The sequence below is a fragment of the Sphingomonas sp. genome, from assembly GCF_019635515.1.
GTDB lineage: Bacteria > Pseudomonadota > Alphaproteobacteria > Sphingomonadales > Sphingomonadaceae > Sphingomonas.
Genome location: NZ_JAHBZI010000001.1, coordinates 1,934,730 through 1,960,684, shown reverse-complemented (window position 1 = coordinate 1,960,684; position 25,955 = coordinate 1,934,730). Strand labels below are relative to the sequence as shown.

Sequence of the window (25,955 nt, the reverse complement as noted above, 5' to 3'; positions counted from 1 at the left end):
GCGGTGGTGGAGGGGGCGTGCCGCCAAGCGGTTCGCCGGAGGATAGCCCCCTCCGTCAGCCTTCGGCTGCCACCTCTCCGTGCCGGGGAGGATCTTATTACCGCCCGTAGCGGTCCTTCAGCACCTTCCACGTCGCGCGCAGGCTCACCGCTTCGGCGCCCTTGGGGCGGCCCGGCTTGGGCGAGCCGTTCCAGCAGAAAATGTCGAAATGCGCCCATTGCGCGCCCTCGGGCACGAATTCCTTGAGGAACAGGGCGGCGGTCAGCGCGCCGCCGAACGGCGCTTCGGCGGCGTTGACCATGTCGGCGACGTCGGACTTCAGCATTTCCTTGTACGGATCGTAGAGCGGCAGGCGCCACATCGGATCGGACTCGGTCTCGGCGGCGGCCATCAGCTCGGCGGCGAGGGTGTCGTCATTGGCGAACAGCGCCTGGAGATCGGCGCCCAGCGCGACGCGCGCGGCGCCGGTGAGGGTGGCGAAATCGAAGACCAGCTCGGGCTTGCCCTCTTCGGCCTTGGTCAGCGCGTCCGCGAGGATCAGCCGGCCTTCGGCGTCGGTGTTGCTCTGCTCGACGGTGATGCCCTTGCGCGAGATCATCACGTCGCCGGGGCGGCTGGCCTCGCCGTTGATCGAATTCTCGACCGCCGGGACCAGCATGTGCAGGCGGACCGGCAGGCGATGCTGCATGATCAGCTCGGCCAGCGCCAGCGCGTGCGCCGCGCCGCCCATGTCCTTCTTCATCAGCCGCATGCCGGCGGCCGGCTTGATATCGAGCCCGCCGCTGTCGAAGCAGACGCCCTTGCCGATGATGGCGATGCGGGGATGCTCGGGATTGCCCCATTCGATCTCGATCAGGCGCGGTTCGCGGCCCTTGCCGGCGGCCTTGCCGACGGCGTGGAGCAGGCCGTAGCCCTTCTCGACCTCGGCGCCCTTCACGACGGTGAGCGTGCCGCCATAGGTCTTGGCGAGCTCGGCGGCACCGGCTTCGAGATCGGCGGGGCCCATATCGTTGGCGCCGGTGTTGATCCGGTCGCGTAATTTGTAAGCGACCGCCGCCATGCGGACGGCTTCTTCCATCTTCACCGGATCGCCGGAGAGCAGGACGCGGTCGCCCTGCGGCTTCTCGGGCTTCTTCTTGTAGCGGTCGTAAACATATTGGGCGACGAGCCAGCCATAGGCGGCCTTGCCGGGATCCTGGCCTTCGACGCGGTAAATACCCTCGGGCAAGGTCTCGGCGAGCTTGGCGAGGCACCACGGGCTGAGCTTGTCGACGTTCGCCACCACGCTGACCACCGACCAGTCCTCGGGACCGTCGCCAGGGAGGATCGCGCTCGAATAGCCCTTGGGCGCGAGCTTCTGCGCCATGGCCGCGGTACGGTGGCGCGGCGGCTGGGCGGCGAGCCAGGCGTCGAAACCCTTGGGGTCGATGAGATGGATGGAGCGGGCGGTCTGGCCCTTGTCGGGCTGGATGAGCGTGGCGGGATCAGGCATCGCTACGATCTAGGGCGGCGGAAGCGCGACCGCTAGCCCGGAGCGGACATGAAATTTTCGTCATGAAGGAACTGGTCACCATCGTAACCAGTTAGCCCGGCATTGCCGGCTCGTTCCGGCCCCAGAAATCCGGCGGAGTGCTGCCATGACCGATTTCCGCGACGAACCCGTCGAGCGTGTTCCGTTCCTGGAGCCGATCGAACCGGGGGAGGAGCGGCGATGGGGAAGCTGGACCGCGATCATCGTCGGCGGGCTGGTCGCGCTGATCGGGCTGGTGCTCGCGGTTGGCGGGCTGTGGCTCGCGGTGCTGGGCGGGTCTCTCTATTATCTTGTCGCCGGCGCTGCGATGCTGTGGTCGGGCGTGTCGCTGGTCCGCGGGCGGATGCTGGGCGGCTGGGTGTATCTGGCGCTCGTCCTGCTCACCCTGCTCTGGGCGTGGTGGGAAGTCGGGGCCAACGCCTGGGCGCAGGTGCCGCGGGTGATCGCGCCGATGGTGCTGCTGGTGCCGGTGATCGCGGCGATGGCGACGCTGAGCGTGCGCGGCGACCGCTGGAAGCTGGCTGGCGGCGGGGTGCTCGCGGCACTGATCGTCACGGTGCTCGATTTCGGCGCGGCGGTGGCGGCGAGCCCGGATCCGGTGCGGATGCCGCTGCCGGCGCCGAACACGGCGGGGATGATCGATCCCTCGGGCCAGCAGACCGGGGCCGACTGGCCGGCCTATGGCGGCACGACCAGCGCGCGGCGCTATTCCTCGCTGACCCAGATCAACCCGGACAATGCGCGGAAGCTCAAGCGCGCCTGGGCGATCCATACCGGCGACCTGCCGAGCTCGCCCAAGGTCGCCAAGACCTATGGCGCCGAGACGACGCCGATCAAGATCGGCGATACGCTGTATCTCTGCACGCCCAAGAATATCCTGATCGCGCTCGATCCGGCGAGCGGCGCGACCAAGTGGCGCTTCGATCCCAAGGTGCCCGATACCGCGATCCCCTATACCGCCGCGTGCCGGGGCGTGACCTATTACGCGGTGCCGAACGCGCCCGCCGAGCAGCCCTGCGCGACGCGGATCATCGAAGGCACGCTCGATGCGCGGATCATCGCCGTCGATGCCCGCACCGGCCGGCCCTGCGCCGGGTTCGGCACCAACGGCCAGACCGACATCAAGATCGGCATGGGCAAGACGCCCGATGGCTTCGTCTCGATCACCTCGCCGCCGACGATCGTGCGCGGGGTGATCGTCACCGGACACCAGGTGCTCGACGGGCAGGACCGCTGGGCCCCCTCGGGGGTGATCCAGGGGTTCGACGCCGTCACCGGCAAGCTGCGCTGGGCCTGGGACATGATGCGCCCCGACCTGACCGGCTACCCCCCCGAAGGCCAGGAATGGACCCGGGGCACGCCGAACATGTGGACGATCGCCTCGGGCGACGAGCAGCTCGGGCTGGTCTACCTGCCGATGGGCAACAGCGCGGCGGATTATTATTCGAGCCTGCGCCGCCCGCAGGAGGACATGTTCGCCACTTCGCTGGTCGCGCTCGACGTGACCACCGGCAAGCCCAAATGGCGCTTCCAGGCGGTGCGCAAGGATGTCTGGGACTATGATTTCGGCGCACAGGCGACCCTGGCCGATTACAAGGGCGTGCCGGCGCTGGTGTTGCCGTCGAAGCAGGGCGACATCTATGTCCTCGACCGCCGTACCGGCCAGCCGCTGACGCCGGTCGGCGCGATCAAGGCTCCGGCGGGTGGCGTCGAGCCCGAGCAGCGCGCGACCAGCCAGCCGGTGTCGCTATGGCACACGTTGCGCAAGCCCGATCTGACCGAGCATGACATGTGGGGGATGTCGCCGATCGACCAGATGATCTGCCGCATCCAGTTCCGCCGGGCGCGGTACAACGGCTTCTTCACGCCGCCCGAGGCGGACCGGCACACCATCGAATATCCCGGCTATAATGGCGGTACCGATTGGGGCGGCATCGCCGTCGATCCGCAGCGCGGCGTGATCTTCGCCAACTACAACGACATGCCCAACTATCTGAAGCTGGTGCCGCGTGAGAAGGCCGACAAGCTCGGCTGGGCGCCGCGCGACCAGAGCCGCGGCAATATCGGCGGTGCGGAAGGCGCCGGCGATCCGCAGGCCAACACGCCCTATGCGATCAACGTCAATGCCGGCTGGCGGATGCCGCTGACCGGGATGCTGTGCAAGCAGCCGCCCTATGGCGGGATCCGTGCCATCGACATGGCGAGCGGCAAGACGATCTGGGACCGGCCGTTCGGCGAGGCGCGGACCAACGGGCCGTTCGGCATCCCCTCGATGCTGCCGATCAACATCGGCACGCCCAACAATGGCGGCGCGGTGGTGACCGCGGGCGGCGTGATGTTCATCGCCGCGGCGACCGACAATCTCATCCGCGCCATCGACATGCGGACGGGAAAGACGCTGTGGAAGGACGTGCTGCCCGGCGGCGGTCAGGCGACGCCGATGACCTATGAGATCGGCGGCAAGCAGTATCTCGTCATCATGGCCGGCGGGCACCACTTCATGGAGACGCCGATCAGCGACGAGCTTATCGCCTACGCGCTGCCTTGACCCCCGGCGCGCAGGCGGCGAGGGCGTGGTCGATCATGTACATCAGCCGGTCGCGCATCTCGGCCAGGCCTTCGGGCGATAGGCCGCGATCCTGGGTTTCGAAGTTCAGATAGTCGATCCCGCGCAGCACCGAATAATTGGAGAGCGAACCGTCGCTGGTGACGACGCGTTCCTGCACGACGTTGAAATCCATCGCGACCATCTGATCGCGGCAATAGGCGCTGCTCATCGGCTGGCCGGTGCGATAGGTGGCGAAGGCGACGCTGTCGTCATCGTCCCACGGCCATGCGCGTGCCCGCGAGGGGCTGGGGGTCAGCGTGTCGTCGCAGAAGCGGATCGAGATGACGCCGCGGCCGACGGGGTCGGACTGGTTGCAGGTCGACTCATCCGAGGCGAAGCCCGGCGAATTGGTGTGGAGCGCGATGATCGGCCAGCCGCGCCCGGCCAGCACCGTGCGGGCGTAGAAGGGAAGCGCATCGTCGAAATTGCGGTTGGGATCGATCGGGCGTCCGTAGTCGACCGCGCGATTCATCCGGGTGCCGTCGGCGGCGGGGACCACGCCGGCATCTACCGCGACGACGCTGCCGCCATATTTGCGGACCGCGACGAGCGCGGCTTCGAATCCGCCATTCTCGCTATCGTGGGGCACGAACCATAGCGGCCCCTTGCGCCCGCTCTCGATCCGCCACAGCCGCCACGCCGCGCGCTCCTCGCGGAATTCGATGCGGCTGACCTTGAGCCCTTTCCATTCGGCGGGGTCGCGGTGGCGGGCGAAATCGTCGTCCTGCACAGTGAGGGGATCGACCGGCGTCACCACCGCCCGCGGCTCGCCGGCTCCGGCGAGCGCGATCCATGCGAGAGCGGCGAGCCCCAGCCGCCGGTGGCGAATTTGCGACATCAATCGGCGGTCCTCGATCATGAGCTGTTGAGCTTAACCGGTCGAGCGCCCAACATGCCAGCACAGGATGATTTGGGGGACATAGGATGCGGGCATGGCTGATCGGGCTGGCAGTGCTGCTGTCGGCATGTTCAAATCAATCGATGTTCGACAAGCTGGCGACGCCGGAGGAACAGGCTTTCAGCACGCAGATGGTGCGGGCGGTACGCGCTGATGACCTCGCGACGCTGAAGGCGGCGGCGGCGCCTGAGTTGCGGCCGCAACTCACGCCCGCATCAATGGCGCAGATGCGGGCGCCGGTGCCGAACGGCGAGCCTTCGCTCCAGAATGTCAACGTGCAGTGGATGAACGGCGTTACCGCCAAGGCGCTGGACTATGAGATCGGCGCCGATGGGCGCTGGGCGATGGTGCGGGTGGTGTTGTCCACCGGCGCGGGCAAGCCTCAACTGATCGGACTGCATACCGCGCCGGCGACGAGCCAGCCAAGCCAGTTCAACGCCTTCACGCTGAAGGACAAGGGCGCGATCCATTTCGCCTGGCTGGCGGCGATGGTGGCTTGCGTGGCGACCTCGCTGACCGCGTTCGTGTTGATCCTCAGGACGCGGGGCCTCCGGCGCAAATGGCTATGGGCGCCGGCTTCGCTGATCTCGTTCGTGACCTTTTCGCTCAACTGGACGACGGGCGCGTTCGGCGTGATGCCGATCAGCTTGCTGCTGTTTGGCGCCGCCGCGCTCCAGCGCCCGCTGGAGCCGTGGATCTTCAGCTTCGCGGTGCCGGTGGTGGCGATCGTCTTCCTGATCCGGCGAGCGATGGGTGTCTATGCCGTGCCTCCCGCGGCGGCCGAGCCGGAAACCGCGGGAGCGACGTAGCAGTCGCTCAGTCGCGCGGCTGGAGGATGAACTGCTCGAACTTCCCTTCGGCGCCGGGCTCCGAATAGGTGATGGCGATCAGCTTCTGGCCCTTGAACGCGATCAGATAGTTGCGGTTGACGAAACCGCCGCGCAGCCGGGGCCGGCCGATCATCGAGAAGCTTTCCGGCTCGCCCAGCGGCGACAGGCTGGCGTGGTAATCGTCGGTCGCGGTTTCGGTGAAATAGTAATTGGCGTCCTCGGTCAGCAGGGTGCGGTCGAGACGGCCGGTCTGGAGCTGGGCGAAGACCTTCCTGGCGAGATCGTCGCGGATCTGGTCGAGGGTCGGCGCCACCACCTTTTTGGGTTCGGGCATCAGCAGATCGGTGATGCCGTCGGCAATGGCATCATGGGCGCCGCCGAAATCGGCATTGACCAGCGACACCACCGCATAGCCCTTCGACGGGATGACATAGTTGGTCGAGAGGAAGCCGACCGCTTCGCCGCCATGCGTCACGACCTTGGCGCCGCCGCGCTCGCCGATCGAGACGCCGAGGCCGTAGCGCGTCGAGCTGCCGTCGGCGAGGTTGACGATAGTCTCCTGCGTTTCCCAATCCTCGGGGGTCAGCACCTTGCGCTCGATGCGGGCGATGTCCCATTTGGCGAGGTCGCTGGCCGACATCGCCAGCTCGCCCATCGCCCACAGCCAGCCATCGGCGGCGGGCTTGGCCTTGCGGACGGGGCCGAGCGCGAAGCGGTGATTGCCCTGCGGGAAGCCCTTGCCGACCGCCTTGTCATTATCGACGACCTGCATCTTGAGCGGCTTGAAGATCTTGCGCTCGAGATATTTGAGCAGCGGCTCGCCCGAGGCCTTTTCGATGATCATGCCGGCGACGACATAGCCGGTGTTCGAATATTGCCATGCGGTGCCCGGCGCGTAATCAAGCGGCTTTCTGGCCCAGCGATCGACGATGCCCTGCGGTGTGACGGCCTTCTCCATCGCCGCGAAATCATAATCCTGCGGCCAGTAATCCTGGAGGCCCGAGGTGTGGCTGAGCAACTGGCGGATGGTGATCTTGTCGGCATCGGTGACGTCGGGCACCCATTTCGAGACCTTGTCGTCGAGGCTCAGCTTGCCCTCATCCTCGAGCAGCAGGATGCCGGCGGCGGTGATCTGCTTGGAGATCGAGGCGATCTGGTACTTCGCATCGGCGGAGGTGGCCTTCATGTCCGGGCCCTGATCGCCATATGCCTTGGCGTAGACGATCTTGCCTTCGCGCACGATCGCGATCGATGCCGAGGGGACCTTCGAGGTCTTGAGGGCGTCGGCGACGATGGTGTCGACCTTTTCGGTCTGTTCGGGCGTGAGCGCCTGGGCCCAGGCAGCGACGGGGACGAAGCAGATGGCGGCGCAGGCGAGCGCGTGGCGGATAGCGATCATCAAAACCCTCGACAGATAAGAGATGTGGCTATCTTAGTCGCATAAGACACGTCCGCAACCGGGATGGGTGAGCATGGATTGGCGGTGGCAGAAAGGAAGCTGGGTTGGCCGCGGCGCGTTACCGGGGGATTTCTACGACCTCGCGGTGACCGGCGGCGATGGCTGGGACGATGCCCCGCCCCCCGAGGCGGTGGCGCGGCTGGAAGCGGCGCATGCGCGGGTCGAAACTTTGTTCGCGGCAGCGGTGCATGTGGTGTGCGAGGCGCGGCGGGCGGCGCTCGGCTGGCGCGATGGGCCGCCGCTCGCCGATTGGTCGCTGGTCGAGATGCGGCTCGCGGCGGACGATCGGCTGTGGGTTTCGGTGCACGAATATGAGACCGACGAATATTCGCTGTGGATGGCCGCTTTCGATGACGCATGGCAAACCGGCGAAGTGCGGCGGCGGCCATGGGTGCCGGTCGAAGGCGATCCCGTCGCGGCGGGGACGATCGTGGGGGTGTGAGCAGGATGGGTTGGTGGGGCAAGGACAGACGGGCGGCGGCCGATACTGAGGGGCAGCCGCGCTTTCCGGAAACCGCCTATTCGCGTCGGCGGCGGCTGGGCGCGGACATCAAGCTCGGTTCGCTCGAATTATGGGTGGGCGTGGGTCGCAACCAGTCCTGGCCGTGGCTCGATATCGCGGTACGTGTCGGCAAGGGCTGGGGCGTGTTCGTCGATCACCATGCGCCGATGATCAAGCGGCCCGATTTCGCCGCCTTCCTGCCGCACCTGCGCGACTTCGCCGAAGGGCGCGCCGATGAAGTGACCATGCAATCGACCGGCGGATCGATGCGGCTGACCCTCCGCCGCGACGAACCCGGCTGGCTGCGCGGCGAAGCGCACTTCACCCATGGGCCGAACAGCCAGACGGTGCGGTTCAGCCTGTGGGACGATTCGGTGCGCGAGGCGGTGCCGGCGTTCGAGGCGGCGGTGGCGCGGATCGAGGCGGCATGGACCCCGCGCTGGACACCGAAGCTCGGGAAGTTCGACATGACGCCGCGCGCCGCCCTGCTTGAGAAGGAACTGGCGCCTTCGCAATTCAAGGCGTGGGAATCCGGGCTCGGCAATGGCGCGGACGTGCGTTTCGATTACGAGATCGACGGCTATGGCTGGTATAACGGCACGATCACGGTGGGCGAGGAGCGTGGCTATTTCGGCGGCGGCTATCTGACCGATGCCAAGGGTGATCTGATCCGCGCGGCGCTGCTGCTGTTGACCGGCAAGCAGAGCGCCGAGGTGATGTGCCATGCCGAGCCGGGCCTGACGCGGATCGAATTCCAGACGGTGACGCTGCGCATGGCGGAAGGCCCGGAGCCGGGGGTGCCGGGCGCGGTCCAGGAAGGCTGCTGGATCCGCATCCGCGAGATCGACCACCAGACCGGCGAGGAGAAGGCGCCCGAATTCGAGGCGCTCGCGCGTTCGGTTCGCGCGGTGGTCGAGGCGATCTACCATATGGGCGTGCGCGTGTTCGAGGATGACGGCGGGCCGTGGTCCGATGCGATGGCGGCGCTGGAGGGCGCGCTGGCATCGGTGCCGCGGGAGCCGGGAGACTAGGCCAGCGGCACCCCGAACAGATCGTGCTCGTCGGCGTCCTCGATCTCGACGTTCAGGATGTCGCCCTGTTTGAGGTGGCCGGCGTCGCGGAGATGGACTTCGCCGTCGATCTCGGGCGCGTCCGCCTGTGAGCGGCCCGTCGCGCCTTCGCCGTCGACCGCGTCGATGATCACTTCGAGGGTGCGGCCGATCCTGGACTGGAGCTTGGCGGCCGAGATCGCGGCGGTTTTCTCCATCACCCGGGCGTAGCGCTCTTCCTTCACTTCCTCGGGGACATGGCCCTCGAAGCTGTTGGCCTGCGCGCCTTCGACCGGCTCGAAGCGGAAGGCGCCGACACGATCGAGCTGGGCTTCGTCGAGCCAGTCGAGCAGATACCGGAAATCCTCCTCGGTCTCGCCGGGGAAGCCGACGACGAACGAGCTGCGGATGGCGATATCCGGGCAGATTTCGCGCCACGCCTTGAGGCGCTCGAGCACCTTGGCTTCGTTGGCCGGACGCTTCATGCGGCGCAGGACCGCAGGGCTGGCGTGCTGGAAGGGGATGTCGAGATAGGGGAGGACAAGCCCCTCGGCCATCAGCGGAATGACCTGATCGACGTGTGGGTAGGGGTAGACATAGTGCAGCCGAACCCATGGCGCGATCTTGCCGAGTTCGCGGGCGAGATCGGTCATGTGGGGAACGACCTCCTGGCCCTTCCACATCCGCGGTTGCTTGCGGATGTCGACGCCATAGGCAGAGGTGTCCTGGCTGATGACCAGCAATTCCCCGGTGCCGTTCTCGACCAGCTTTTCGGCTTCGCGCAGGATCGCGTCGGGGCGGCGTGACACGAGGTCGCCGCGGATCGAGGGGATGATGCAGAAGGCGCAGCGATGGTTGCAGCCCTCGGAGATTTTCAGATAGCTGTAGTGCCGGGGCGTCAGCTTGAGGCCGCTCTCCGGCACGAGATTGAGGAAGGCATTGGCCGGCATCGGCGCCGCTTCGTGGACCGCGCCGACGACTTCCTCATATTGGTGCGCGCCGGTGACGGCGAGGACGTTGGGGAATTTGGCGCGGATGACATCGGCTTCCTTGCCGAAGCAGCCGGTGACGATGACGCGGCCATTCTCGGCGATGGCCTCACCGATCGCCTCCAGCGACTCCTCCTTGGCGCTGTCGAGAAAGCCGCAGGTATTGACCAGCACGACGTCCGCCCCGGCATAGTCGGGCGAGATAGCATAGCCGTCGCTGCGCAGCTTGGTCAGGATCCGTTCGCTGTCGACGAGGTTCTTCGGACAGCCGAGCGAAACCATGCCCACGCGCGGGGCCTCGGGGAGTTTGGTTGCCATGATTGCGGGCGCACATAGGCTTTTTGGCGCAAAAAGCTAGCTCAGGTAGATATCGGCGCCTTGAATACGAACCACGCGCCCGCCGCGATCAGCGCGAAGCCGATAAGGTGGTTGAGCGTTATCTTCTGGCCCAGATAGAGGATCGAGAAGCCGGCGAAGACGGTGAGGGTCACGACCTCCTGGATCGCCTTCAATTGCGCCGCCGAATAGACATTGCTGCCCCAGCGATTGGCGGGGACGGCGAGGAAATATTCGAAGAGCGCGATGCCCCAGCTGGCGAAGATTACCAGCAGCAGTGGCGCCGACTTGTATTTGAGATGGCCGTACCAGGCGAAGGTCATGAAGACGTTCGACGCGATGAGGAGGGCGATGGGGGTGAGGCGTTCGATCATGCAGTGATCCTAAACGATCCTCCCCGGCACGGGGAGGTGGCAGCGCGCAGCGCTGACGGAGGGGGCTCTCCACGAAGCGCGGCGCTTGCGGCACGCCCCCTCCACCATGCTGCGCATGGTCCCCCTCCCCGTGCCGGGGAGGATCAATTTGCAGTGACAATCTCGACGATCAGGTCTCCGGCCTCCAGCCTTGCGGCTTCGGGTTCCTTGTGGCCATGGGGCTTGCCGTTGCGGTAAATGCGGACGCCCAGGCCGGTCTTGATCGCGGAGAGCGGCTTGCCGATCTCGCCGGGCGTAACGCCGCGTTCCGTCAGCTCGACCTGGCCGTGATACGAGGCGAGATCCATCAGATAGTCGGAGAGATGCGGGCCCTTGCACGAGCTGGCGAGGAGCAGCCCCGAGAAGCTGACCGGGTTGACGACGGTGGTGGCGCCGGCGGCGCGGGCGGGGACTTCGTTATCCTCGTTGCGGACGGTGACGCTGATCGGCAGGCCGGGTGCCAAATGGCGCGCGGTGAGGGTGATCAGGATCGACGTGTCGTCACGCCCGGCGGTGACGATCAGCGAGGCCGCGTGCTTGATCTTTACGTCCGTGAGGACCTGGTCGCGGGTGGCATCGGCCTGGAGCACGATGCAGCCGCAGGCCTTGGCGCGGGCCAGGCGCTCCTCGTCCGTGTCGATCACGACAAGCTGCCCCGCGGGCGTGCCGCGCGCGATCAGCTCGTCGATGGTCTCGGCGCCGGTATTGCCATAGCCGGCGACGACGATGTGACCGGACAGGTTCTTCTGGATCGCAGCCATGCGCCATTTATCCCAGGTTCGCTTGAGGACGAAATTATAGGCGGTGCCGAGGAACAGCAGCACCACGAAGATACGGATCGGGGTGACGATGAACGCGTCGAACATCCGCGCCGTGGTGCTCACCGGCACGATATCGCCATAGCCGGTGGTCGTCACCGAGATCGAGGTGAAATAGAGGATATCGAGAAACGAGACGTGGCCGTCGGCGGTGTCCCTCAGCCCGTCGCGCTCGATCCAGTGGAACAGCACGGCGATGGCGAGGAGCGCCAGCACCACGCCGACGCGCCAGCCGATCTCGGCCCAGACGGGCAGGCTCGATTTGCGCTTGAGGGTCGCCGGGGGGAGGATCGCCATTATCTGGCAGGCAGCCTGGGCACCGGATCGATCGCGCTGCGGCCCTGACGCATCTCGAAATGCAGTTCGGGGCGATCGGCGAAGCCCGAATTGCCCGAGAGCGCGATGGTCTGGCCGCGCTTCACCGATTGGCCGCGCTGGACGAGCAATTGGCCGGCATGGCCATAGACGGTGGTGAAGCCGCTGCCATGGCTGAGGATGACGAGGCCGCCAAGTGCCGGAATGTCGCTACCGACATAGGCGACGACGCCGTCCGCCGCCGCCAGCACCGGCGTATTGAGCGGCACGGCGATCTTGATCCCGTCGTTGCGCTCGCCCGAGGCGCCGGGGCCGAAGCGCTTGACGATGGTGCCGGTGACCGGCCAGCGGAATGTGCCCGCCAGCCGCTCAGGCACGGCGACGGGTTGGGTCGCCGGAAGCACGCGCGCCGAGGACGCGGTGGGCTGGGCGGGTCTGGTGCCCTCGCGCGCGGCGGGGGTGCCGCCGGTCAGGATATCGTCGATATCGATATGGAAGCGGGCGGCGCGCTCCTCGATCGTCTCGGGGCCGGCATTGGGGATCAGCAGCCGCTGGCCGGTGCGCAGCACATAGGGCTCTTCGAGATAATTCTGGGCGATGATCCGCGACCAATCGACGCCATAAGCGCGGGCGATGGCGATGCCGGTCTCGCCGTCGCGGACGGCGTGATAGCGGCCGGCGGGGATGGCGAGCTTTTGCCCCGGGAAGATCGTGTAGGGCTGGGCGAGATTGTTGGCGCGGGCGATCGCCTCCGATCCGGCGCCGGTCTTCACCGAGATCGAACGCAGCGAGTCGCCCGAGCGGACGATATAGGTGCTGGCTCCGATGGTGCGGGCGTCGGGCGTGACCGGGCGCATTTCCCAGGCCGGACGCGGCGCGGGGAGAGCGGGAACGTTCTGATCGAGACCCGGGCGCTCGTACCGCTCCTGGAACGGCTCGGGCCGCGGCGGAGGCGCGTCGTAGCGCGGCTCGCGGTAGCCGCCATCGGGCTGGGGAATGCAGCCGGCGAGCGCGAGCGCACCCAGCGCCGCCGCCGCGATCCGTTTCAAGGCTGCCCCGTCCATCCGGCGATCATATAGCGGATTTCGCGCGACGTCAGCGGGAGACCGACTCAAATCGGTTGAGACCGCCGAGATAGGGTTTGAGCGCTTCGGGCACCGCGACCGAGCCGTCTTCCTGCTGATAATTCTCGATAACCGCGACGACGGTGCGGCCGACCGCGAGGCCGGAGCCGTTGAGGGTGTGGACGAAGCGCGTCTGCTTCTCGCCTTCGGGCCGGTAGCGCGCATTCATGCGGCGGGCCTGGAAATCGGTGCAGGTCGAGCAGGAGCTGATCTCGCGGTAGCGCGCCTGACCGGGCAGCCATACTTCGAGATCATAGGTGCGCGCGGCCGAGAAACCCATGTCGCCGGTACACAGCTTCATGCGGCGGAAGGCGAGGCCGAGCCTGGTCAGGATATCCTCGGCACAGGCGGTCATCCGCTCATGCTCGGCTTCGGACGCCTCGGGCGTGGTGATCGAGACCATCTCGACCTTTTCGAACTGGTGCTGGCGGATATAGCCGCGCGTGTCGCGGCCCGCCGAGCCGGCTTCGGAGCGGAAGCAGGGGCTGAGCGCGGTGAAACGCAGCGGCAGCGCCTTTTCGGCGAGGATCTGTTCGCGGACGGTGTTGGTCAGGCTGACTTCGGAAGTCGGGATCAGCCAGCGGCCATCGGTGGTCCTGAAGCTGTCCTCGGCGAATTTGGGCAACTGGCCGGTGCCGAACATGATCTCGTCGCGGACCATCAGCGGCACGACGGTTTCCTCATAGCCGTGATCGCGGGTCAACGTGTCGAGCATGAACTGGCCGAGCGCGCGGTGGAGGCGGGCGGCCGAACCCCGCACGAAGGTGAAGCGCGAACCGGCGAGGGTGGCGCCGGTCTCGAAATCGAGGCCGAGCGCCGGACCGATCGCGTCATGCTCCCTGGCTTCGAAGGCGAAGCTGGGCGGCGTACCGCGTTCGTGGATCAGGGCATTGTCTTCCTCGTCGGCGCCCTGCGGCACATCGGCGAGCGGCAGATTGGGGATGGCGGCGAGGCGTTCGTGCAGCTTCGCGCCGACTTCCTTTTCCTCGGCTTCGAGCGCCGGCATCCGCTCCTTGAGCGCGGCGACTTCGGCCATCAGATCGGTGGGATCGTCGCGGCGCGCCTTGGCTGCGCCGATTTCCTTCGAGGCCTCATTGCGGCGCGCCTGGGCGGCCTGCGCCTCGGTTTGCAACGCGCGGCGCTTTTCATCGAGCGCGAGCAACCCGGACGACAGCGGCGACAGGCCACGCTTGGCCAGAGCGGTGTCGAAGGCCGCGGGATTCTCCCGGATGAAGCGGATATCGTGCATGGCGGGCGTATGGCTGGGCAGGGTGAGCCGCGCAACCCTGCCGCTTTCCTCGCGTTGACCATGGACAACCGAAACGAGGAGATTTCCGATGCAGGTACCGCACAACGCGTTCGTGGTGGTCGCCGACGGGCGCAAGATGCTGTTCCTCCGCAACGAAGGCGATGCCACCTATCCGAACCTGCAGGTCGAGAAGAAGCTGGTCGATCAGAATCCGGCGCATCATGATCAGGCGACCGATCTGGCAGGCAGCGCCAGCAGCATGCGAGGCGGTGGCGCCTGGGGTGGCGGCAATATGGAGGAAGTCGATTTCCACCAACTGGAGGAAGACCGCTTCGCCGCCGACACCGCCGAACTGCTCAGAAAGCGGGCGCTGAACAATGATTTCGAATCGCTGATCATCATCGCGCCGCCCAAGACGCTGGGCGAATTGCGCAAACATTATCACAAGGAAGTCGAGAGCCGGATCACGCTGGAACTCGACAAGGATCTGACCGGGCACACCGTGCCGCAGATCGAGGAAGCGCTGGCCAGGGCCGAATAGCAAAAGGCCGCCCGTTTCGGGGCGGCCTTTTCGTTTGTCTCTAGAGAGACTCAGGCCTCGGCGGTGTCTGCCGGGGCCTTTTTGGCGAGACGCTTGCGGGCGACCAGCGCCGCGGCCGCGCCGCCGAACAGCAGGATCATCGGCGGAGCCGGGACCGGCGCGGGGCCGCCCGACGAGGTGCCGCTGCTGCCGCCACATTTGTAGCCGCAACTGGAACCGCCATGGCTGCTCGACCCGTGGCCGTTCGAGCTCCAGCCGCTGGAATTGCTCCAGCCGCTCGAACCATGGCTCGACGAACCCTTGCTGCTCGAACCGTAGCTCGACGAAGCGTTGTTGTTGTTTCCGCTCGAGGTGTTGGAATTGTTCCCGCTCGAAGTGTTGGAGTTGTTCCCGCTCGAGGTGTTGGAATTGTTGCCGCTCGAGGTGTTGGAGTTGTTCCCGCTCGAGGTGTTGGAATTGTTTCCGCTCGAGGTGTTGGAATTGTTGCCGCTCGAGGTGTTCGAGTTGTTCCCGCTCGAAGTGTTCGAGTTGGAGTTGTTTCCGCTCGACGTGTTGGAATTGTTGTTATCGTTCGAGTTGTTGCCGCTCGATGAGACCGAGCCGCTGCTGGTCGAGACGCCGCCGGTGCTCGTGGAAACGCCGCCCGTGCTGGTTGAAGTCGAGATACCGCCGGTGCTCGTGGAGACACCGCCCGTGCTGGTCGAGACGCCGCTCGAGGTGGATGTCGACCCGCCACTGGTGCTGCTCGAGGTGGATGTCGATCCGCCGCTGGTGCTGCTCGAACTGCCGCCGGTGCTGCTGGTCGAGGAGATCTCGATATTGATGTTGCCGCCGGTGCTGCCCGAGCCGCTGCCGGAACCACTCCCGCTGCCACTGCCGCCGCCGCCGAAGAAGCCGCCCGCGAAGAAGCCGCCGATGAAGCCGCCGCCGCCCGATCCGCCGATCACGCCCGACGAACTGCTGGAGCCGCTCGCGCTCGACGAGACGACCGGATATTGATTGCCCTGGCCGTACAGGGGCGGGGGCAGGGGGATCGGTGCGCCCTGCGGCGTCATGATCACCTGGGCCGCGCCCTGGCTGGTCGTGGTGGTGACGGTGCGGCGAACCACGCGCTGCGCGGGTGCGGTGCGGCGCACGACACGGCGAACGACCCGCTTCTTGGCGACCGTCTGCTGCTGAACGACGCGCGGCTTGGCCGCCCGCTCGGTGACGTAGACGCCACTTCCGCCGATGACGGCACCCCCGCAAGCGCAGGCGCAGAGTTTGGCAAGAGCCATGCGAACCGACATTGTTGTCCCACTCTTCCGTTGCTGGTGTGGCCGCTCCCCACGGGATCGTCAGCAGCTTTCCACGCCGTCAATGCCTCAAAAGTGCAAAACAAACTATTAAGTGCAAGCTCGCTAACGGTTGTTTACCGTCTTCCTGGCTTTTTTATCGATGGCAGGTCGGATGGGCGATGGTTAATGTTCTAGTACGGCACATCGCGCCGTTTTATTTCTTAACAACTTGTAAACGGCGCTGGTTAATTTCCGCCGGATTCCTCCGCGGTTCAGGCGCGGGTAATTTCCCCCAATTTAAAGGGGTATACGCGCAACATCGCTACAATAGCGCGCTTGTTAACGGCTCCGTGCGAAAGTATAGGGCAGCCGGGCAAAGGGCAGTCACCGGCGGCTTGGTCACCGGGCGACTGGTGTGGAGAGTATGGGGATGGCTACAGTTTTCGAAGGCTATGGCGAACCGGGCGAACCCCTGCCGCCGGCTGCGAACGACGGCGGCGGTTACCGCCCGAGCGGCGATGAACCCTTTATGGGGCCCCGCCAGCTAGACTATTTCCGCGAGAAGCTGCTGGCCTGGAAGGACGCGATCTATCGCGAGGCCGCCGGCACGCTCAACCAGCTCCAGGCCGACTCGCTGCGCGAAGCCGATCTGACTGACCGCGCATCGAGCGAGACCGACTGGTCGATCGAGCTGCGCACTCGCGACCGTCAGCGCAAGCTGATCGCCAAGATCGACGCCGCGCTGCGCCGCATCGACGAGGGCGAATATGGCTATTGCGAAGTCACCGGCGAGCCGATCTCGCTCGGCCGGCTCGAGGCTCGTCCGATCGCGACGATGACCGTCGAGGCGCAGGAGCGCCATGAGCGGAACGAAAAGGTCAGCCGCGAGGAATAGGTTTTCGCGGCCGCGCGCTGTGTAAATCACGTATCCAGCGTTTCGAAATTAACCGTTTCGTGAGGGAATCCTGCTCTATTCGCGCGTAACCGCAATTTACGTTCGAGCCGAGCAGCGATGGAACAGTTTTCCCATGATCCCCTGATGGCCCTTTCGGCCGAGGATTTCACCGGCCAGCGCGCCGGCGCCCGCGACAGCCTGATGCTGAGCGCGAATTTCCGAATCGCGGGCAAGGCGGACGAGCATGTCCGCGTGCGCAACCTGTCCTCGGGCGGGATGATGGCCGAGTATTCCGCGCCGATCGCGCGCGGCACGATCGTTCAGGTCGAAGTGCGCGGTGTCGGCTGGGTCTCGGGCAAGATCGCCTGGGCGACCGACGGGCGAGTCGGCGTGGCGTTCGACAACGACATCGATCCGATGCTGGCCCGCAAGCCGGTCGGCAAGGGCGGACATACGCCACACTATGTTAAGCCGATTCTGCCGCTCCGCTGATCCGTTGCGGCGCTGATTTCTTTTTTTGATGCGGGCTTGAGAGCCCGTGCGGGGTGCGGCCTCCCGCCACACCCCCGGGACTGGCCGCGCTAGCGGGCCATCTCCTCCTTGATACGAAGCTTCTGCTTCTTCAGATCCGCCAGGATAATCTGATCGGGCAGCGGCCTCTGTGCTTCGGCAGCGATTCGCCGATCCAGCACATTATGTTTCGCCGATAGCGCCGATAGATGCGTGTTCTGCATGGCAGTCTCCTTCATCGTGGCCGGAGAGCCCAGTAAATCACCGTTCGCACCGCTTGTCTCGCCCTTTCCGCGCGCAATCGACAGGGTGCGGAAAAGACGGGATAGGGCGTTGCGCGTTGCGGCGCGGGCGTGCACGGGGAGGGAATGGACGAAGCTGAGATCCGCAAGCGGCTGACGACGCTCAAGACCGAGCATCGCGATCTCGACACGGCGATCGAGGCGTTGCGCGAGGCCGGCTCGTCGGATCAGCTCCAGCTCGCCCGGCTCAAGAAGCGCAAGCTGATGATGCGCGATGAAATCCAGCTGCTCGAAGACCAGCTGATCCCCGATATCATCGCCTGATCCTGTCGGTCGGACGGACGGGTCCAGAACCGCGATTGACCCCATGGCTTCCCGCAACGGGACGAAAGCCTAACGAGATTAAGCATTTCGTTACCATAAACGCTGTGGCAGCTTTCGACGCATGGGGCAGCAGGGAACATCGCGGATCCACCGCAAGCTGATCGACTCACTCTATGTGGAGGCGATGCTGCTGGCGGACGAGGCCCGCGGCTATTTCGATCAGATCGGTCGCGAGGAACGCGACGCGCTCGAAGCGCTCAACCGCGTCGCGTTTTCATGCGAATCGCTGAAGGTGACGACGCGGCTGATGCACGTCATTGCCTGGTTGCTGACGCAGCGCGCGGTCGATGCCGGCGAACTGGCGCCGGGGGACGCCTTGTCGCCGTCGCGCCGGCTGGGCGATGCGCCCGAGACCGACGAGACGCTGCTGCAGGCGATGCCGCCGCACGCGGTCGCGATCATCCTGACCAGTATCGAGCTGTATCGCCGCGTCGCGCGGCTCGACCAGTCGCTCGATCTGCCGGTGATCGCGGTCAGCCCGGCGCGGAGCATGATGGACCGGCTCGCCGCGGCGTTCTGAGCTTCCCTCCCCGCGCGACGGGAGGGATAGGGGAGGGCCTGCTCGCTTTTGGGGGCAGCTGGAGCGGCCCTCCTCGCTTCCTTGTCCCCGCATTTGGAGAGTGACTTAGCGGACCGCCGCTTTCGCAGCGGCATATTCCGCCTTCAGCCGATCGATCAGCACCGCCGCGGGCTCAACCGCGCGGACCGCGCCGATGCCCTGGCCCGAGCCCCAGATTTCCTTCCACGCCTTGGCCCCGCCGAAGTTCATCGCGCTGGGGTCGCTCTCGGGCAGATTGTCGGGGTCCATGCCGGCGTTGACGATCGAGCTGCGCAGGTAATTGCCGTGCACCCCGGTGAACAGGTTCGAATAAACGATGTCGGCGGCGCGGCCCTCGACGATGCCCTGCTTGTACGCCGCAACCGCGTTCGCCTCGTCGGTGGCGATGAACGGCGAGCCGATATAGGCGAGATCGGCGCCGAGCACCTGTGCCGCCAGGATCGAGCGTCCCGTCGAGATCGCGCCGGAGAGGATCACCGGCCCGTCAAACCATTCGCGGACTTCCTGGACGAACGGGAAGGGGTTGAGCTTGCCGGCATGCCCGCCAGCGCCGGTTGCGACGAGGATCAGGCCATCGGCGCCCTTCTCGATAGCCTTGTGCGCGAAGCGGTCGTCGATGACGTCGTGAAGGGTGATGCCGCCCCAGCCATGCACCGCGGTATTGAGATCCTCGCGCGCGCCGAGCGAGGTGATGACGATCGGTACCTTCCACTTGGCGCAGGTCGCGACGTCCTCTTCGAGCCGGACGTTCGATTTGTGGACGATCTGATTGACCGCGTAGGGCGCGGACGGGCTCTCGGGATGGTCGCGGTCCCACGCCGCCAGTTCTTCGGTGATGCGGTGCAGCCATTCGTCGAGCTGCGATTGCGGCCGCGCGTTGAGCGCCGGGAACGAGCCGACGATCCCCGCCTTGCACTGGGCGATCACCAGATCGGGGACCGAGATGATGAACAGCGGCGAGCCGATGACCGGCAGCGCGAGGCGATCGAAGAGTGGAGGAAGAGCCATGAGGGAATTGGATAGCGTAACGAATGGGCCTGTCTAGGCGGACGAAACGGACGCTACGGCATGGCGCTCGCCGACATCGTACCCGTGGCACGATCGCGGCCGACTCGCTAGGAAATCTGCCGCGCGACCTCTGCCAGCATGATCCGCGCGACCGGCTGGTGCGCCTCATCCTCGATATCGAGCGTGCCGCCCGGCGTGCCGAGCAGGTGGCGCATGCGATTCCGCATCATGCCGCGCGCTATGCTGCGCTTCGGCGAGCGCGGCGGCGAGATCGGGAAGGGTGCGGCTCTGCGCCGGATGGGGTGCCGCGTCGGTCGTGCGAAGCTGGAAATAATAGAGCGGCATGCCATGTGAAATGCATGGCAGGTCAGCGAGTTGCGGCGATTAATCTGGATCAGCGCGAAATCCGCGTGCGCAGCGATCGCGCTTGTCCGCAGGGCGCGGCTGGGCTGCGGAGTCAATCGATCCGTTTCAGGTCGCTCGCATATTCGCGCTGCTTGGCGGCGTAGAGCGCGGCGCTGCCCCGCAACAGCTGCTTCTGCGCGTCGGTCAGTGCCCGCACCGCGCGGGCCGGGCTGCCGACGATCAGATGGCCCGCCGGAAAGGTCTTGCCTTCGGTCACCAGCGCGCCGGCGCCGACCAGGCAATCCTCGCCGATCACCGCATGGTTGAGGATCGTCGCGCCCATGCCGATCAGCGTGCCGCTGCCGATCGTGCAGCCGTGCAGGATCGCGTGATGGCCGACGGTCACGTCGGCCCCGATCGTCAGCGGCGCGCCGGGATCGGAATGGCACATCGCGCCTTCCTGGATATTGGTCCGCGCGCCGACCAGGATCGGGGTATTGTCGGCACGGATCACCGCGCCGAACCAGACGCTGGCCAGTTCGCCAAGGTGCACGTCGCCGATCAGGTCCGCGCTCGGCGCGACCCAGGCGTCTCCGGCGATCTCTGGCCTTTGGCCGCCGATTTCGTAGAGCGGCATACGCTTTAGAACAGCGGCGCGTTGAACGCGTCGGGCAGCGGCATTTGCAGCCCTAGCGCCAAGGCCAGGGCGACCGCCCCGAGCAGCACCGCCAGCGTCGATGACAGCGAGAACAAGCCCCAGCCGACCAGCGTCATCATCTGCGGACTGGGCCGCTGGGCACGGACATTATTGCCCATCGCCTGGATCACGAACATCGCCAGCGTCGCATACACGAAGATAAAGAATTCAGCCATTACCCACCCGGTAGTCCCCGCGCTTCGTGTAACGGGAAGGGGTTAACGCTTCAATGCCGCATCGCACAATCGAACCGCCTCAATGGTGCGTTTCGTCGTTTTCCTCGTGCTTTCCGGATTTTCCGAGGAACGGCTTCGCGGCCTTGTCGATGGCGCTGGTGAGCGCGGGCAGCCGTTCGAGATCGCGGAGCACGAACCATTGCTCGCGATCATATTGCGCCTGAAGCTCGCCCCAACGGCCGGTCGCCACCGCGGCGGTGACTTCGCGGTACATGTCGTCGAGCAGGGCATCGGTGCCATCGATGACGCCCGCCCATTCGGCGAACGCGTGCGACAGCGCATAGCTGGGCCAGTCGCCGAGCGGCAACGTGCGGGCGTGGCGGATAAAGGCGGTGGAACTGCGCAGCAGCCGCCGCAAATGGCGGACATGCGCCGCCGCCTCGGTTGCGCCGAGGCCCGATTTGCCGCTGTCGGTGTCGATGCCGGGAACACGCAACGCCGTCTTGAACTCGCGCTCGAGCTCGGTGCTGTGGTGTTTGACCGCCCTCGTCAGCGTTCTGGCGAATTCGCCGTTGCGGTTGGCCGGCTCGGGAAAGCGGCGCTTGAAGGCCGAGACGAGCGCGATGAGCGTGCCGACGCCGATCAGGACGAGGAACACCTGCACCCAATCGGACGCGGTGGTGCCCAATGCCCAGGAGCCGCTTCTGGCCGCGGCAACATTTCCCATGATGAGGATCAACACGGTCTCGCCCCCGTCCGCGAATCGCCAACAGGAATATGGTTAACACAAGCGGGCGGGAAGCCCAGCGTGCGATGCGGCCGTAACGAACCTAGAGCGTGACGCCGCGCTTCCAGATCGCGATCTCGCGTTCGCCATTGCGCTCGGCGGCGGTGGGCGCGCCGGACGCGATTGCGGCGATGCGGGCGAGGAGGGCGGCGGCGGCCGTGTCCATGCCATCCTCCAGCACCTGCCCCGCGTCGAAGTCGATCCAGCCGGGCTTGCGCGTGGCGAGATCGCTGTTCGAGGCGATCTTGATCGTCGGCACCGGAAAGCCGAGCGGGGTGCCGCGGCCGGTGGTGAACAGGATCGCGGTCGCGCCCGCCGCGGCCAGCGCGGTCGAGGAGACGGCGTCGTTGCCGGGCGCTTCGAGCAGGGTCAGGCCAGGTTTCGCAACGCTGCCGCCATAGCCAAGCACATCGGTGACGGTCGCATGTCCGGCCTTCTGCACTGCGCCCAGCGACTTTTCCTCCAGCGTGGTGATGCCGCCGGCGATATTGCCGGGAGAAGGGTTTTCCGAGACCGGCTCGCCATGATCGGTGAAATAGCGTTTGAAGCCGTTGACCAGATCGACGATGCCGCCGAACACCGCCTGATTGTCGGCACGTTCCATCAGCAATTGCTCGGCGCCGAAGATCTCGGGGATTTCGGTCAGGATCGCGGTGCCGCCCGCCGCGGTGACCGCGTCGCTCATCCGGCCGACCAGCGGATTGGCGGTAAGGCCCGAGAACCCGTCCGAGCCGCCGCATTTTACGCCGAGCACGAGTTCGGAGAGCGGGGCGGGGGTGCGCTCGGACTGCGCGCCCGTGATCAGTTCCTCGATCAGCGCGAGGCCCTCCTCCACCTCGTCGCCCGCCATCTGTGCGCCGAGGGTGCGGATATTGGGATTGGCGACGCCCTTCAGCATCGTGCTCATCTGATTGGATTCGCAGCCGAGCCCGACGATCAACACCCCGCCGGCATTGGGATGGTTGGCGAGCGCCGTGAGGATCGCGCGGGTGCCGTCGAGATCGTCGCCAAGCTGCGAACAGCCGAACGGATGGGCGAAGGCGTGGATGCCGTCGATCTTGCCATGATGGAGCCTGGCGGCGCGCTCGGCGATCTTCTGCGCGGTGCGGCCGACGCAGCCGACTGTGGGGATCACCCAGATCTCGTTGCGCGTGGCGACCCGGCCATCGGCGCGGCGATACCCCATGAAGCCTGGGCCATCGAAGGGTGCGGGTGCGTCGTGCGAGGGCACGTAGCGATAGCTGCCGCTGCCTTCGAGCGCGGTCCGGAGATTGTGGACATGGACATGCTCGCCGGGCGCGATTGCCTGGGTCGCCCGGCCGATCGGAAAGCCGAACTTGCGTACCGGATCGCCCGCCGCGACCGCCCCGACTGCGACCTTGTGACCCTTTGGCACATCAGCCGAGAGCGTTACGCCAAGCGCGGTCTCGCCGGCGGCCATGTCGCGCAGCGCAGTGGCGACGCTGTCGCGCGGATCGATCTGGAACAGGGCGATGCTCATGGTTTCACCAGAATGTCGGAACCGATTCCGCCGATAGTCGCGCACCGGTGAGCGCCATCGCCACGCGCATTTCCGCCTCGATCAGTCGCGGCATATGGGCAATCCGGGCCTCGCCGCGCAAGGATTTTGTCGAGAGGCTTGTGCCTCCGCGACGCGGCCGCGGAGCCCGACATTCGGCCAGTTCAGGACGCTGCTGCGGATCAACCTCGTCGGCGCGCGCTGCGATGTCGGCAATGGTCTACCCCGGAGCCGCGCCATGCGCTGCCCAAGGCTTTCCGAAGCTTTTTCGAAAGGCATGATTTTAGGGTTTGCAAAAGCGCGGAGCGATGCTAACCGCGCCCCTCCAATCGCGGCGGCGCTTCTCCAAGGGCGCCATTCCTGCCCGACGGAATGGACGCATAGCTCAGTTGGTAGAGCAGCTGACTCTTAATCAGCGGGTCCTAGGTTCGAGCCCTAGTGCGTCCACCATATTTTCAATTACTTAGATGCAAAAGCGCGACGGTGATCCGGCGCGGGGTCCCATTGGGGCATCAGAGTTTTTAGGGCATCAGAGTTAGAGTCTCCGTTGCATAAAACCCTCGGCATCAGCTTAGTGACATCGTGGGCTCGGCTTCCATCGGCACTTCCTTTCATCGCTTAGCCGTAGTGAGTCAGCTGAGGACCTGCTTCCGCCTTCAACCATCTGCTGAGTTCGATAGCGACCGCGTCAGCGTCCTTCCTCAAAGCGCATTCCCATACGATTGCTACCCGCCAACCCAAGTCCATCAGCGCAAGCACATTGCGCCGGTCACGAGCAACGTTCCCGTCGAACTTGTCTTTCCAGAAATCGGGCCGTGTCGCGGGCGTCGTTGTGAAGCGACAAGGCCAAGAGCAATCCCGTAACAGTGAAACCAGAGGAATCTCCGGCCACGCAAACAAGAATATTCCTTGTAGATGATCTTGCCGACGGCTTCAGGATACGATCCAATCCAAAGTATGGCTCCTGGCCGGTCAATGTTCGTGTTGAGATGGCCTATGCGGACGGATCGCGCAGACCGAAATGGACGCGCTTTGATTTTGACCCTGAAAAGTTGCCGATCAGCAAGTCGGGATGTGCTGAGATCAAAATGACGAACAACGTTCTGGTCTGCCGCGAGTGCGAATCCGACTTTCACTTGGAAGTCACGGGCTTCGACAATCGCCGTGAACTGGTGACGAATATAAGGCCGTTCCGAAATGCGTAGATCCATCCGCCTGACCGGTCGTCGCCAGCTCAATCAATCGAGCTTCAACCTGCAGATTGCCGATGTGAACGGCAAGCACGTCGCGGCGCTCGCACTCTCCGGCACTGACGAACTCAAGCCGTTCCCCGCAGATGCTGAAATCCGTGTCAAACTGACAGAGAACAAGCTCGTCGAGGTTCTGCATTTTGGTACGGTTGGCAAACCGACAACAACGGCCAACATCGGCCAGAGAAGCTTCCTAGCGCCGAGCTGTCAGGTCCGGATCGTCAGCCGCGCGAACGGTAGTGACGGATTGCTACTCGCGAGCACGGCTCCCTGGACCTACCGATCAGGAGGGCAACCGGAGGGCATCCTGCTGTTCCAACCGGCGCCAATCGCGCCGCGGCTGTGGCGACTGGAGCTTAGGGATGAGGAGTATCCGACGCTTTACGTTGACGACCGCGTGCCGGACGCCAGCCTCTGGGCAAAGACCGATCCGGTGTTCAACGCTGGTATTCTGCCACATGTAGTGTCGGAAGTAATGCGACGAATCTTTCGCTGCGACTCAACGCCGGAAGATGGCTGGATGGCAGACTGGCTGCTGTGGGTAGACACCATGATGCCGGGCTCCAAGCCACCGTTCGGCAAGACAGAGGAAGAGCGTCAGGAATGGATTGAAGAACTCCTCGACGCATTCTCGTATCGGCATGAGCTGGCGGGTCAGGTCATTGCTCAAATGGAGGCGAAGAAGTGAGCACTACCTATCCATCGCTCTATTCCCTGACCGTCGAAGGGCTCTACTTGTTCCGAAGAATAATGCTGGGCGAGCTGGAAGACGAGGCGCTGGACTGCACCAACCCTGTTTACGCCAAGCCCATGACCGGTACGAAACCCTTTCAGGTCGGGACGTTTGACAGCGCCAAGGAGATGGCAATCGCTATCTGTTCGAGCTTGGATCAACAGCAGCCGCAAGCGCATGCCGGGGACGCAGGGTTGTGGGCATGGCTCACCTTCGTCATGGCAGATGTCATCTTCCAGAAAAAGGACGGCATCCGAAAGGTCGGAGAGATTCACCGCTGGTACCCAGCTTCACCGAACGATTATCAGAAGGCTCAGAGGCATTTGGTGAGGATGCCGACACTGCTTTACTCGGCGCTGGGCAAAAACGCGGACCATCTGATCTGCGGCAAACTCGGCACGCCGGGGGAGCTTCGCGAACAGCTTACCAGTCAGCAAGACATGTTCAGCTCGAATTTTCAGGAAGCGTGTCGCCTGCTCTATTTTGACGACGCCAGCGGCGCCATCAAGCGAGGCGCTGCAGGCAAGGACACCGGCGGCGTGGCGCGCAGACTCGCGGCAGTTCGGAAGCAACTGGACGTTACCTGGGATATGACGGACCTGAGCGCATGGAAGATACTGTCGCTGCTTCCAGCAGAGTTTGACCGATTTCGACCACAGGAACAGCTATGATGGACGACCCTTATCTTCTGGCTCAAGAAGCAATGGCCAAGCTTCGGTCGGCGATCTACGTCCTTCTGAAGTGTGCGCCGGAGGAAGGAATCCGAAACTCGGACATCGGACGCGCGTTGGGAATATACTCCGGCCATCAGGGGCATGAAGGGCATATCCCCAGAACCATACTTGCGTTGATGGAAGCCGAAGGCGTTGTCCTGCAGAATCCCGATACGAAGGGGTGGGTGCTTCGAGCTA

Annotated in this window: 28 protein-coding genes and 1 tRNA gene; 15 read left to right on the top strand and 14 right to left on the bottom strand. The window is 65.2% G+C overall.

Annotated features, from left to right (window positions below):
* Positions 1 to 97 precede the first annotated feature (97 nt).
* Positions 98 to 1,492, bottom strand: coding sequence for a leucyl aminopeptidase family protein (locus tag KF730_RS09890; protein WP_294094416.1), 1,395 nt, complete (start codon positions 1,490 to 1,492; stop codon positions 98 to 100).
* Positions 1,493 to 1,637: 145 nt separating this feature from the next.
* Here KF730_RS09890 and KF730_RS09885 point away from each other — a divergent pair, with 145 nt between their 5' ends.
* On the top strand, positions 1,638 to 4,079 hold the full coding sequence (locus KF730_RS09885; protein WP_294094414.1) for a membrane-bound PQQ-dependent dehydrogenase, glucose/quinate/shikimate family: 2,442 nt from the start codon (positions 1,638 to 1,640) through the stop codon (positions 4,077 to 4,079).
* Here KF730_RS09885 and KF730_RS09880 read toward each other — a convergent pair.
* Positions 4,057 to 4,998 carry a hypothetical protein gene (locus KF730_RS09880; protein ID WP_294094412.1) on the bottom strand — a complete coding sequence of 314 codons (942 nt, stop codon included), beginning with the start codon at positions 4,996 to 4,998 and terminating at the stop codon, positions 4,057 to 4,059. The two genes, KF730_RS09885 and KF730_RS09880, sit on opposite strands and share 23 nt — an antisense overlap.
* 65 nt (positions 4,999 to 5,063) lie before the next feature.
* Here KF730_RS09880 and KF730_RS09875 point away from each other — a divergent pair, with 65 nt between their 5' ends.
* Positions 5,064 to 5,846 carry a hypothetical protein gene (locus KF730_RS09875; protein ID WP_294094408.1) on the top strand — a complete coding sequence of 261 codons (783 nt, stop codon included), beginning with the start codon at positions 5,064 to 5,066 and terminating at the stop codon, positions 5,844 to 5,846.
* Between the two features lie 7 nt (positions 5,847 to 5,853).
* Here KF730_RS09875 and KF730_RS09870 read toward each other — a convergent pair whose 3' ends face one another.
* Positions 5,854 to 7,266: a serine hydrolase domain-containing protein gene (locus KF730_RS09870; RefSeq protein ID WP_294094405.1), complete on the bottom strand. Its 1,413-nt coding sequence runs from the start codon at positions 7,264 to 7,266 to the stop codon at positions 5,854 to 5,856.
* A 73-nt stretch (positions 7,267 to 7,339) separates the two neighbouring features.
* On the opposite strand from KF730_RS09870, the gene KF730_RS09865 reads away from it, so the two are divergent.
* A complete protein-coding gene (locus KF730_RS09865) occupies positions 7,340 to 7,768 on the top strand; it encodes a hypothetical protein (RefSeq protein WP_294094403.1) in 429 nt (142 codons plus the stop codon).
* Positions 7,765 to 8,859 (top strand): hypothetical protein, encoded by a 1,095-nt coding sequence (locus tag KF730_RS09860; RefSeq protein WP_294094401.1) that lies wholly within the window; start codon positions 7,765 to 7,767, stop codon positions 8,857 to 8,859. The genes KF730_RS09865 and KF730_RS09860 overlap by 4 nt, the downstream gene beginning before the upstream one ends.
* Here KF730_RS09860 and rimO read toward each other — a convergent pair.
* The 5 genes from rimO to serS all read right to left on the bottom strand — a co-directional run bounded on the left by rimO (position 8,856) and on the right by serS (position 14,121).
* Positions 8,856 to 10,184 carry a 30S ribosomal protein S12 methylthiotransferase RimO gene (gene rimO, locus KF730_RS09855; protein ID WP_294094399.1) on the bottom strand — a complete coding sequence of 443 codons (1,329 nt, stop codon included), beginning with the start codon at positions 10,182 to 10,184 and terminating at the stop codon, positions 8,856 to 8,858. The genes KF730_RS09860 and rimO overlap by 4 nt on opposite strands.
* A gap of 41 nt (positions 10,185 to 10,225) precedes the next feature.
* Positions 10,226 to 10,576, bottom strand: a complete 351-nt coding sequence (locus tag KF730_RS09850) for a DMT family protein (RefSeq protein WP_294094396.1) — start codon at positions 10,574 to 10,576, stop codon at positions 10,226 to 10,228.
* Positions 10,577 to 10,719: 143 nt separating this feature from the next.
* Positions 10,720 to 11,730, bottom strand: a complete 1,011-nt coding sequence (locus KF730_RS09845) for a potassium channel family protein (RefSeq protein ID WP_294094393.1) — start codon at positions 11,728 to 11,730, stop codon at positions 10,720 to 10,722.
* The gene (locus KF730_RS09840; protein ID WP_294094390.1) at positions 11,730 to 12,797 is read right to left on the bottom strand and encodes a peptidoglycan DD-metalloendopeptidase family protein; all 1,068 of its coding nucleotides are present in this window, start codon (positions 12,795 to 12,797) and stop codon (positions 11,730 to 11,732) included. Before KF730_RS09840 ends, KF730_RS09845 begins: the two co-directional genes overlap by 1 nt.
* A 46-nt stretch (positions 12,798 to 12,843) precedes the next feature.
* Positions 12,844 to 14,121 (bottom strand): serine--tRNA ligase, encoded by a 1,278-nt coding sequence (serS, locus tag KF730_RS09835; protein ID WP_294094388.1) that lies wholly within the window; start codon positions 14,119 to 14,121, stop codon positions 12,844 to 12,846.
* Between the two features lie 88 nt (positions 14,122 to 14,209).
* On the opposite strand from serS, the gene KF730_RS09830 reads away from it, so the two are divergent.
* The 4 genes from KF730_RS09830 to KF730_RS09815 all read left to right on the top strand — a co-directional run bounded on the left by KF730_RS09830 (position 14,210) and on the right by KF730_RS09815 (position 17,326).
* Positions 14,210 to 14,662, top strand: a complete 453-nt coding sequence (locus KF730_RS09830; protein ID WP_294094386.1) for a host attachment family protein — start codon at positions 14,210 to 14,212, stop codon at positions 14,660 to 14,662.
* A gap of 336 nt (positions 14,663 to 14,998) precedes the next feature.
* A complete protein-coding gene (locus KF730_RS09825) occupies positions 14,999 to 15,661 on the top strand; it encodes a hypothetical protein (protein WP_294094384.1) in 663 nt (220 codons plus the stop codon).
* 807 nt (positions 15,662 to 16,468) lie between these two features.
* Positions 16,469 to 16,834: an RNA polymerase-binding protein DksA gene (dksA, locus tag KF730_RS09820; protein WP_294095861.1), complete on the top strand. Its 366-nt coding sequence runs from the start codon at positions 16,469 to 16,471 to the stop codon at positions 16,832 to 16,834.
* Between the two features lie 117 nt (positions 16,835 to 16,951).
* Positions 16,952 to 17,326 carry a PilZ domain-containing protein gene (locus KF730_RS09815; protein WP_294094382.1) on the top strand — a complete coding sequence of 125 codons (375 nt, stop codon included), beginning with the start codon at positions 16,952 to 16,954 and terminating at the stop codon, positions 17,324 to 17,326.
* 89 nt (positions 17,327 to 17,415) lie between these two features.
* Here KF730_RS09815 and KF730_RS09810 read toward each other — a convergent pair whose 3' ends face one another.
* A complete protein-coding gene (locus tag KF730_RS09810) occupies positions 17,416 to 17,568 on the bottom strand; it encodes a YdcH family protein (RefSeq protein ID WP_294095858.1) in 153 nt (50 codons plus the stop codon).
* 144 nt (positions 17,569 to 17,712) lie between these two features.
* Between KF730_RS09810 and KF730_RS09805 the strand changes: the two genes are divergently transcribed.
* Complete coding sequence (locus tag KF730_RS09805) at positions 17,713 to 17,910, top strand: DUF465 domain-containing protein (RefSeq protein WP_294094380.1); 198 nt, start codon at positions 17,713 to 17,715, stop codon at positions 17,908 to 17,910.
* 121 nt (positions 17,911 to 18,031) lie between these two features.
* A complete protein-coding gene (locus tag KF730_RS09800) occupies positions 18,032 to 18,490 on the top strand; it encodes a DUF1465 family protein (RefSeq protein WP_294094379.1) in 459 nt (152 codons plus the stop codon).
* Between the two features lie 105 nt (positions 18,491 to 18,595).
* Here KF730_RS09800 and KF730_RS09795 read toward each other — a convergent pair whose 3' ends face one another.
* On the bottom strand, positions 18,596 to 19,537 hold the full coding sequence (locus tag KF730_RS09795; RefSeq protein WP_294094378.1) for a nitronate monooxygenase family protein: 942 nt from the start codon (positions 19,535 to 19,537) through the stop codon (positions 18,596 to 18,598).
* Between the two features lie 213 nt (positions 19,538 to 19,750).
* Here KF730_RS09795 and KF730_RS09790 point away from each other — a divergent pair, with 213 nt between their 5' ends.
* A complete protein-coding gene (locus KF730_RS09790; protein ID WP_294094377.1) occupies positions 19,751 to 19,891 on the top strand; it encodes a hypothetical protein in 141 nt (46 codons plus the stop codon).
* A 103-nt stretch (positions 19,892 to 19,994) separates the two neighbouring features.
* On the opposite strand, the gene KF730_RS09785 is transcribed toward KF730_RS09790, so the two are convergent.
* The 4 genes from KF730_RS09785 to KF730_RS09770 all read right to left on the bottom strand — a co-directional run bounded on the left by KF730_RS09785 (position 19,995) and on the right by KF730_RS09770 (position 23,043).
* Complete coding sequence (locus tag KF730_RS09785; protein ID WP_294094373.1) at positions 19,995 to 20,519, bottom strand: gamma carbonic anhydrase family protein; 525 nt, start codon at positions 20,517 to 20,519, stop codon at positions 19,995 to 19,997.
* A 5-nt stretch (positions 20,520 to 20,524) separates the two neighbouring features.
* On the bottom strand, positions 20,525 to 20,755 hold the full coding sequence (locus KF730_RS09780) for a hypothetical protein (protein ID WP_294094371.1): 231 nt from the start codon (positions 20,753 to 20,755) through the stop codon (positions 20,525 to 20,527).
* A 79-nt stretch (positions 20,756 to 20,834) separates the two neighbouring features.
* Positions 20,835 to 21,482 carry a hypothetical protein gene (locus KF730_RS09775; protein ID WP_294094369.1) on the bottom strand — a complete coding sequence of 216 codons (648 nt, stop codon included), beginning with the start codon at positions 21,480 to 21,482 and terminating at the stop codon, positions 20,835 to 20,837.
* Positions 21,483 to 21,585: 103 nt separating this feature from the next.
* A complete protein-coding gene (locus KF730_RS09770; RefSeq protein WP_294094367.1) occupies positions 21,586 to 23,043 on the bottom strand; it encodes an altronate dehydratase family protein in 1,458 nt (485 codons plus the stop codon).
* Between the two features lie 392 nt (positions 23,044 to 23,435).
* On the opposite strand from KF730_RS09770, the gene KF730_RS09765 reads away from it, so the two are divergent.
* The 4 genes from KF730_RS09765 (at position 23,436) to KF730_RS09750 (ending at position 25,715) form a co-directional block, all read left to right on the top strand.
* Positions 23,436 to 23,511, top strand: a tRNA-Lys gene (locus KF730_RS09765).
* 416 nt (positions 23,512 to 23,927) lie between these two features.
* Entirely contained in the window at positions 23,928 to 24,266 is a 339-nt protein-coding gene (locus tag KF730_RS09760) for a hypothetical protein (RefSeq protein ID WP_294094364.1), read from the top strand.
* On the top strand, positions 24,259 to 24,999 hold the full coding sequence (locus KF730_RS09755; protein WP_294094360.1) for a hypothetical protein: 741 nt from the start codon (positions 24,259 to 24,261) through the stop codon (positions 24,997 to 24,999). Before KF730_RS09760 ends, KF730_RS09755 begins: the two co-directional genes overlap by 8 nt.
* A complete protein-coding gene (locus KF730_RS09750; RefSeq protein ID WP_294094357.1) occupies positions 24,996 to 25,715 on the top strand; it encodes a hypothetical protein in 720 nt (239 codons plus the stop codon). Before KF730_RS09755 ends, KF730_RS09750 begins: the two co-directional genes overlap by 4 nt.
* Positions 25,716 to 25,955 lie beyond the last annotated feature (240 nt).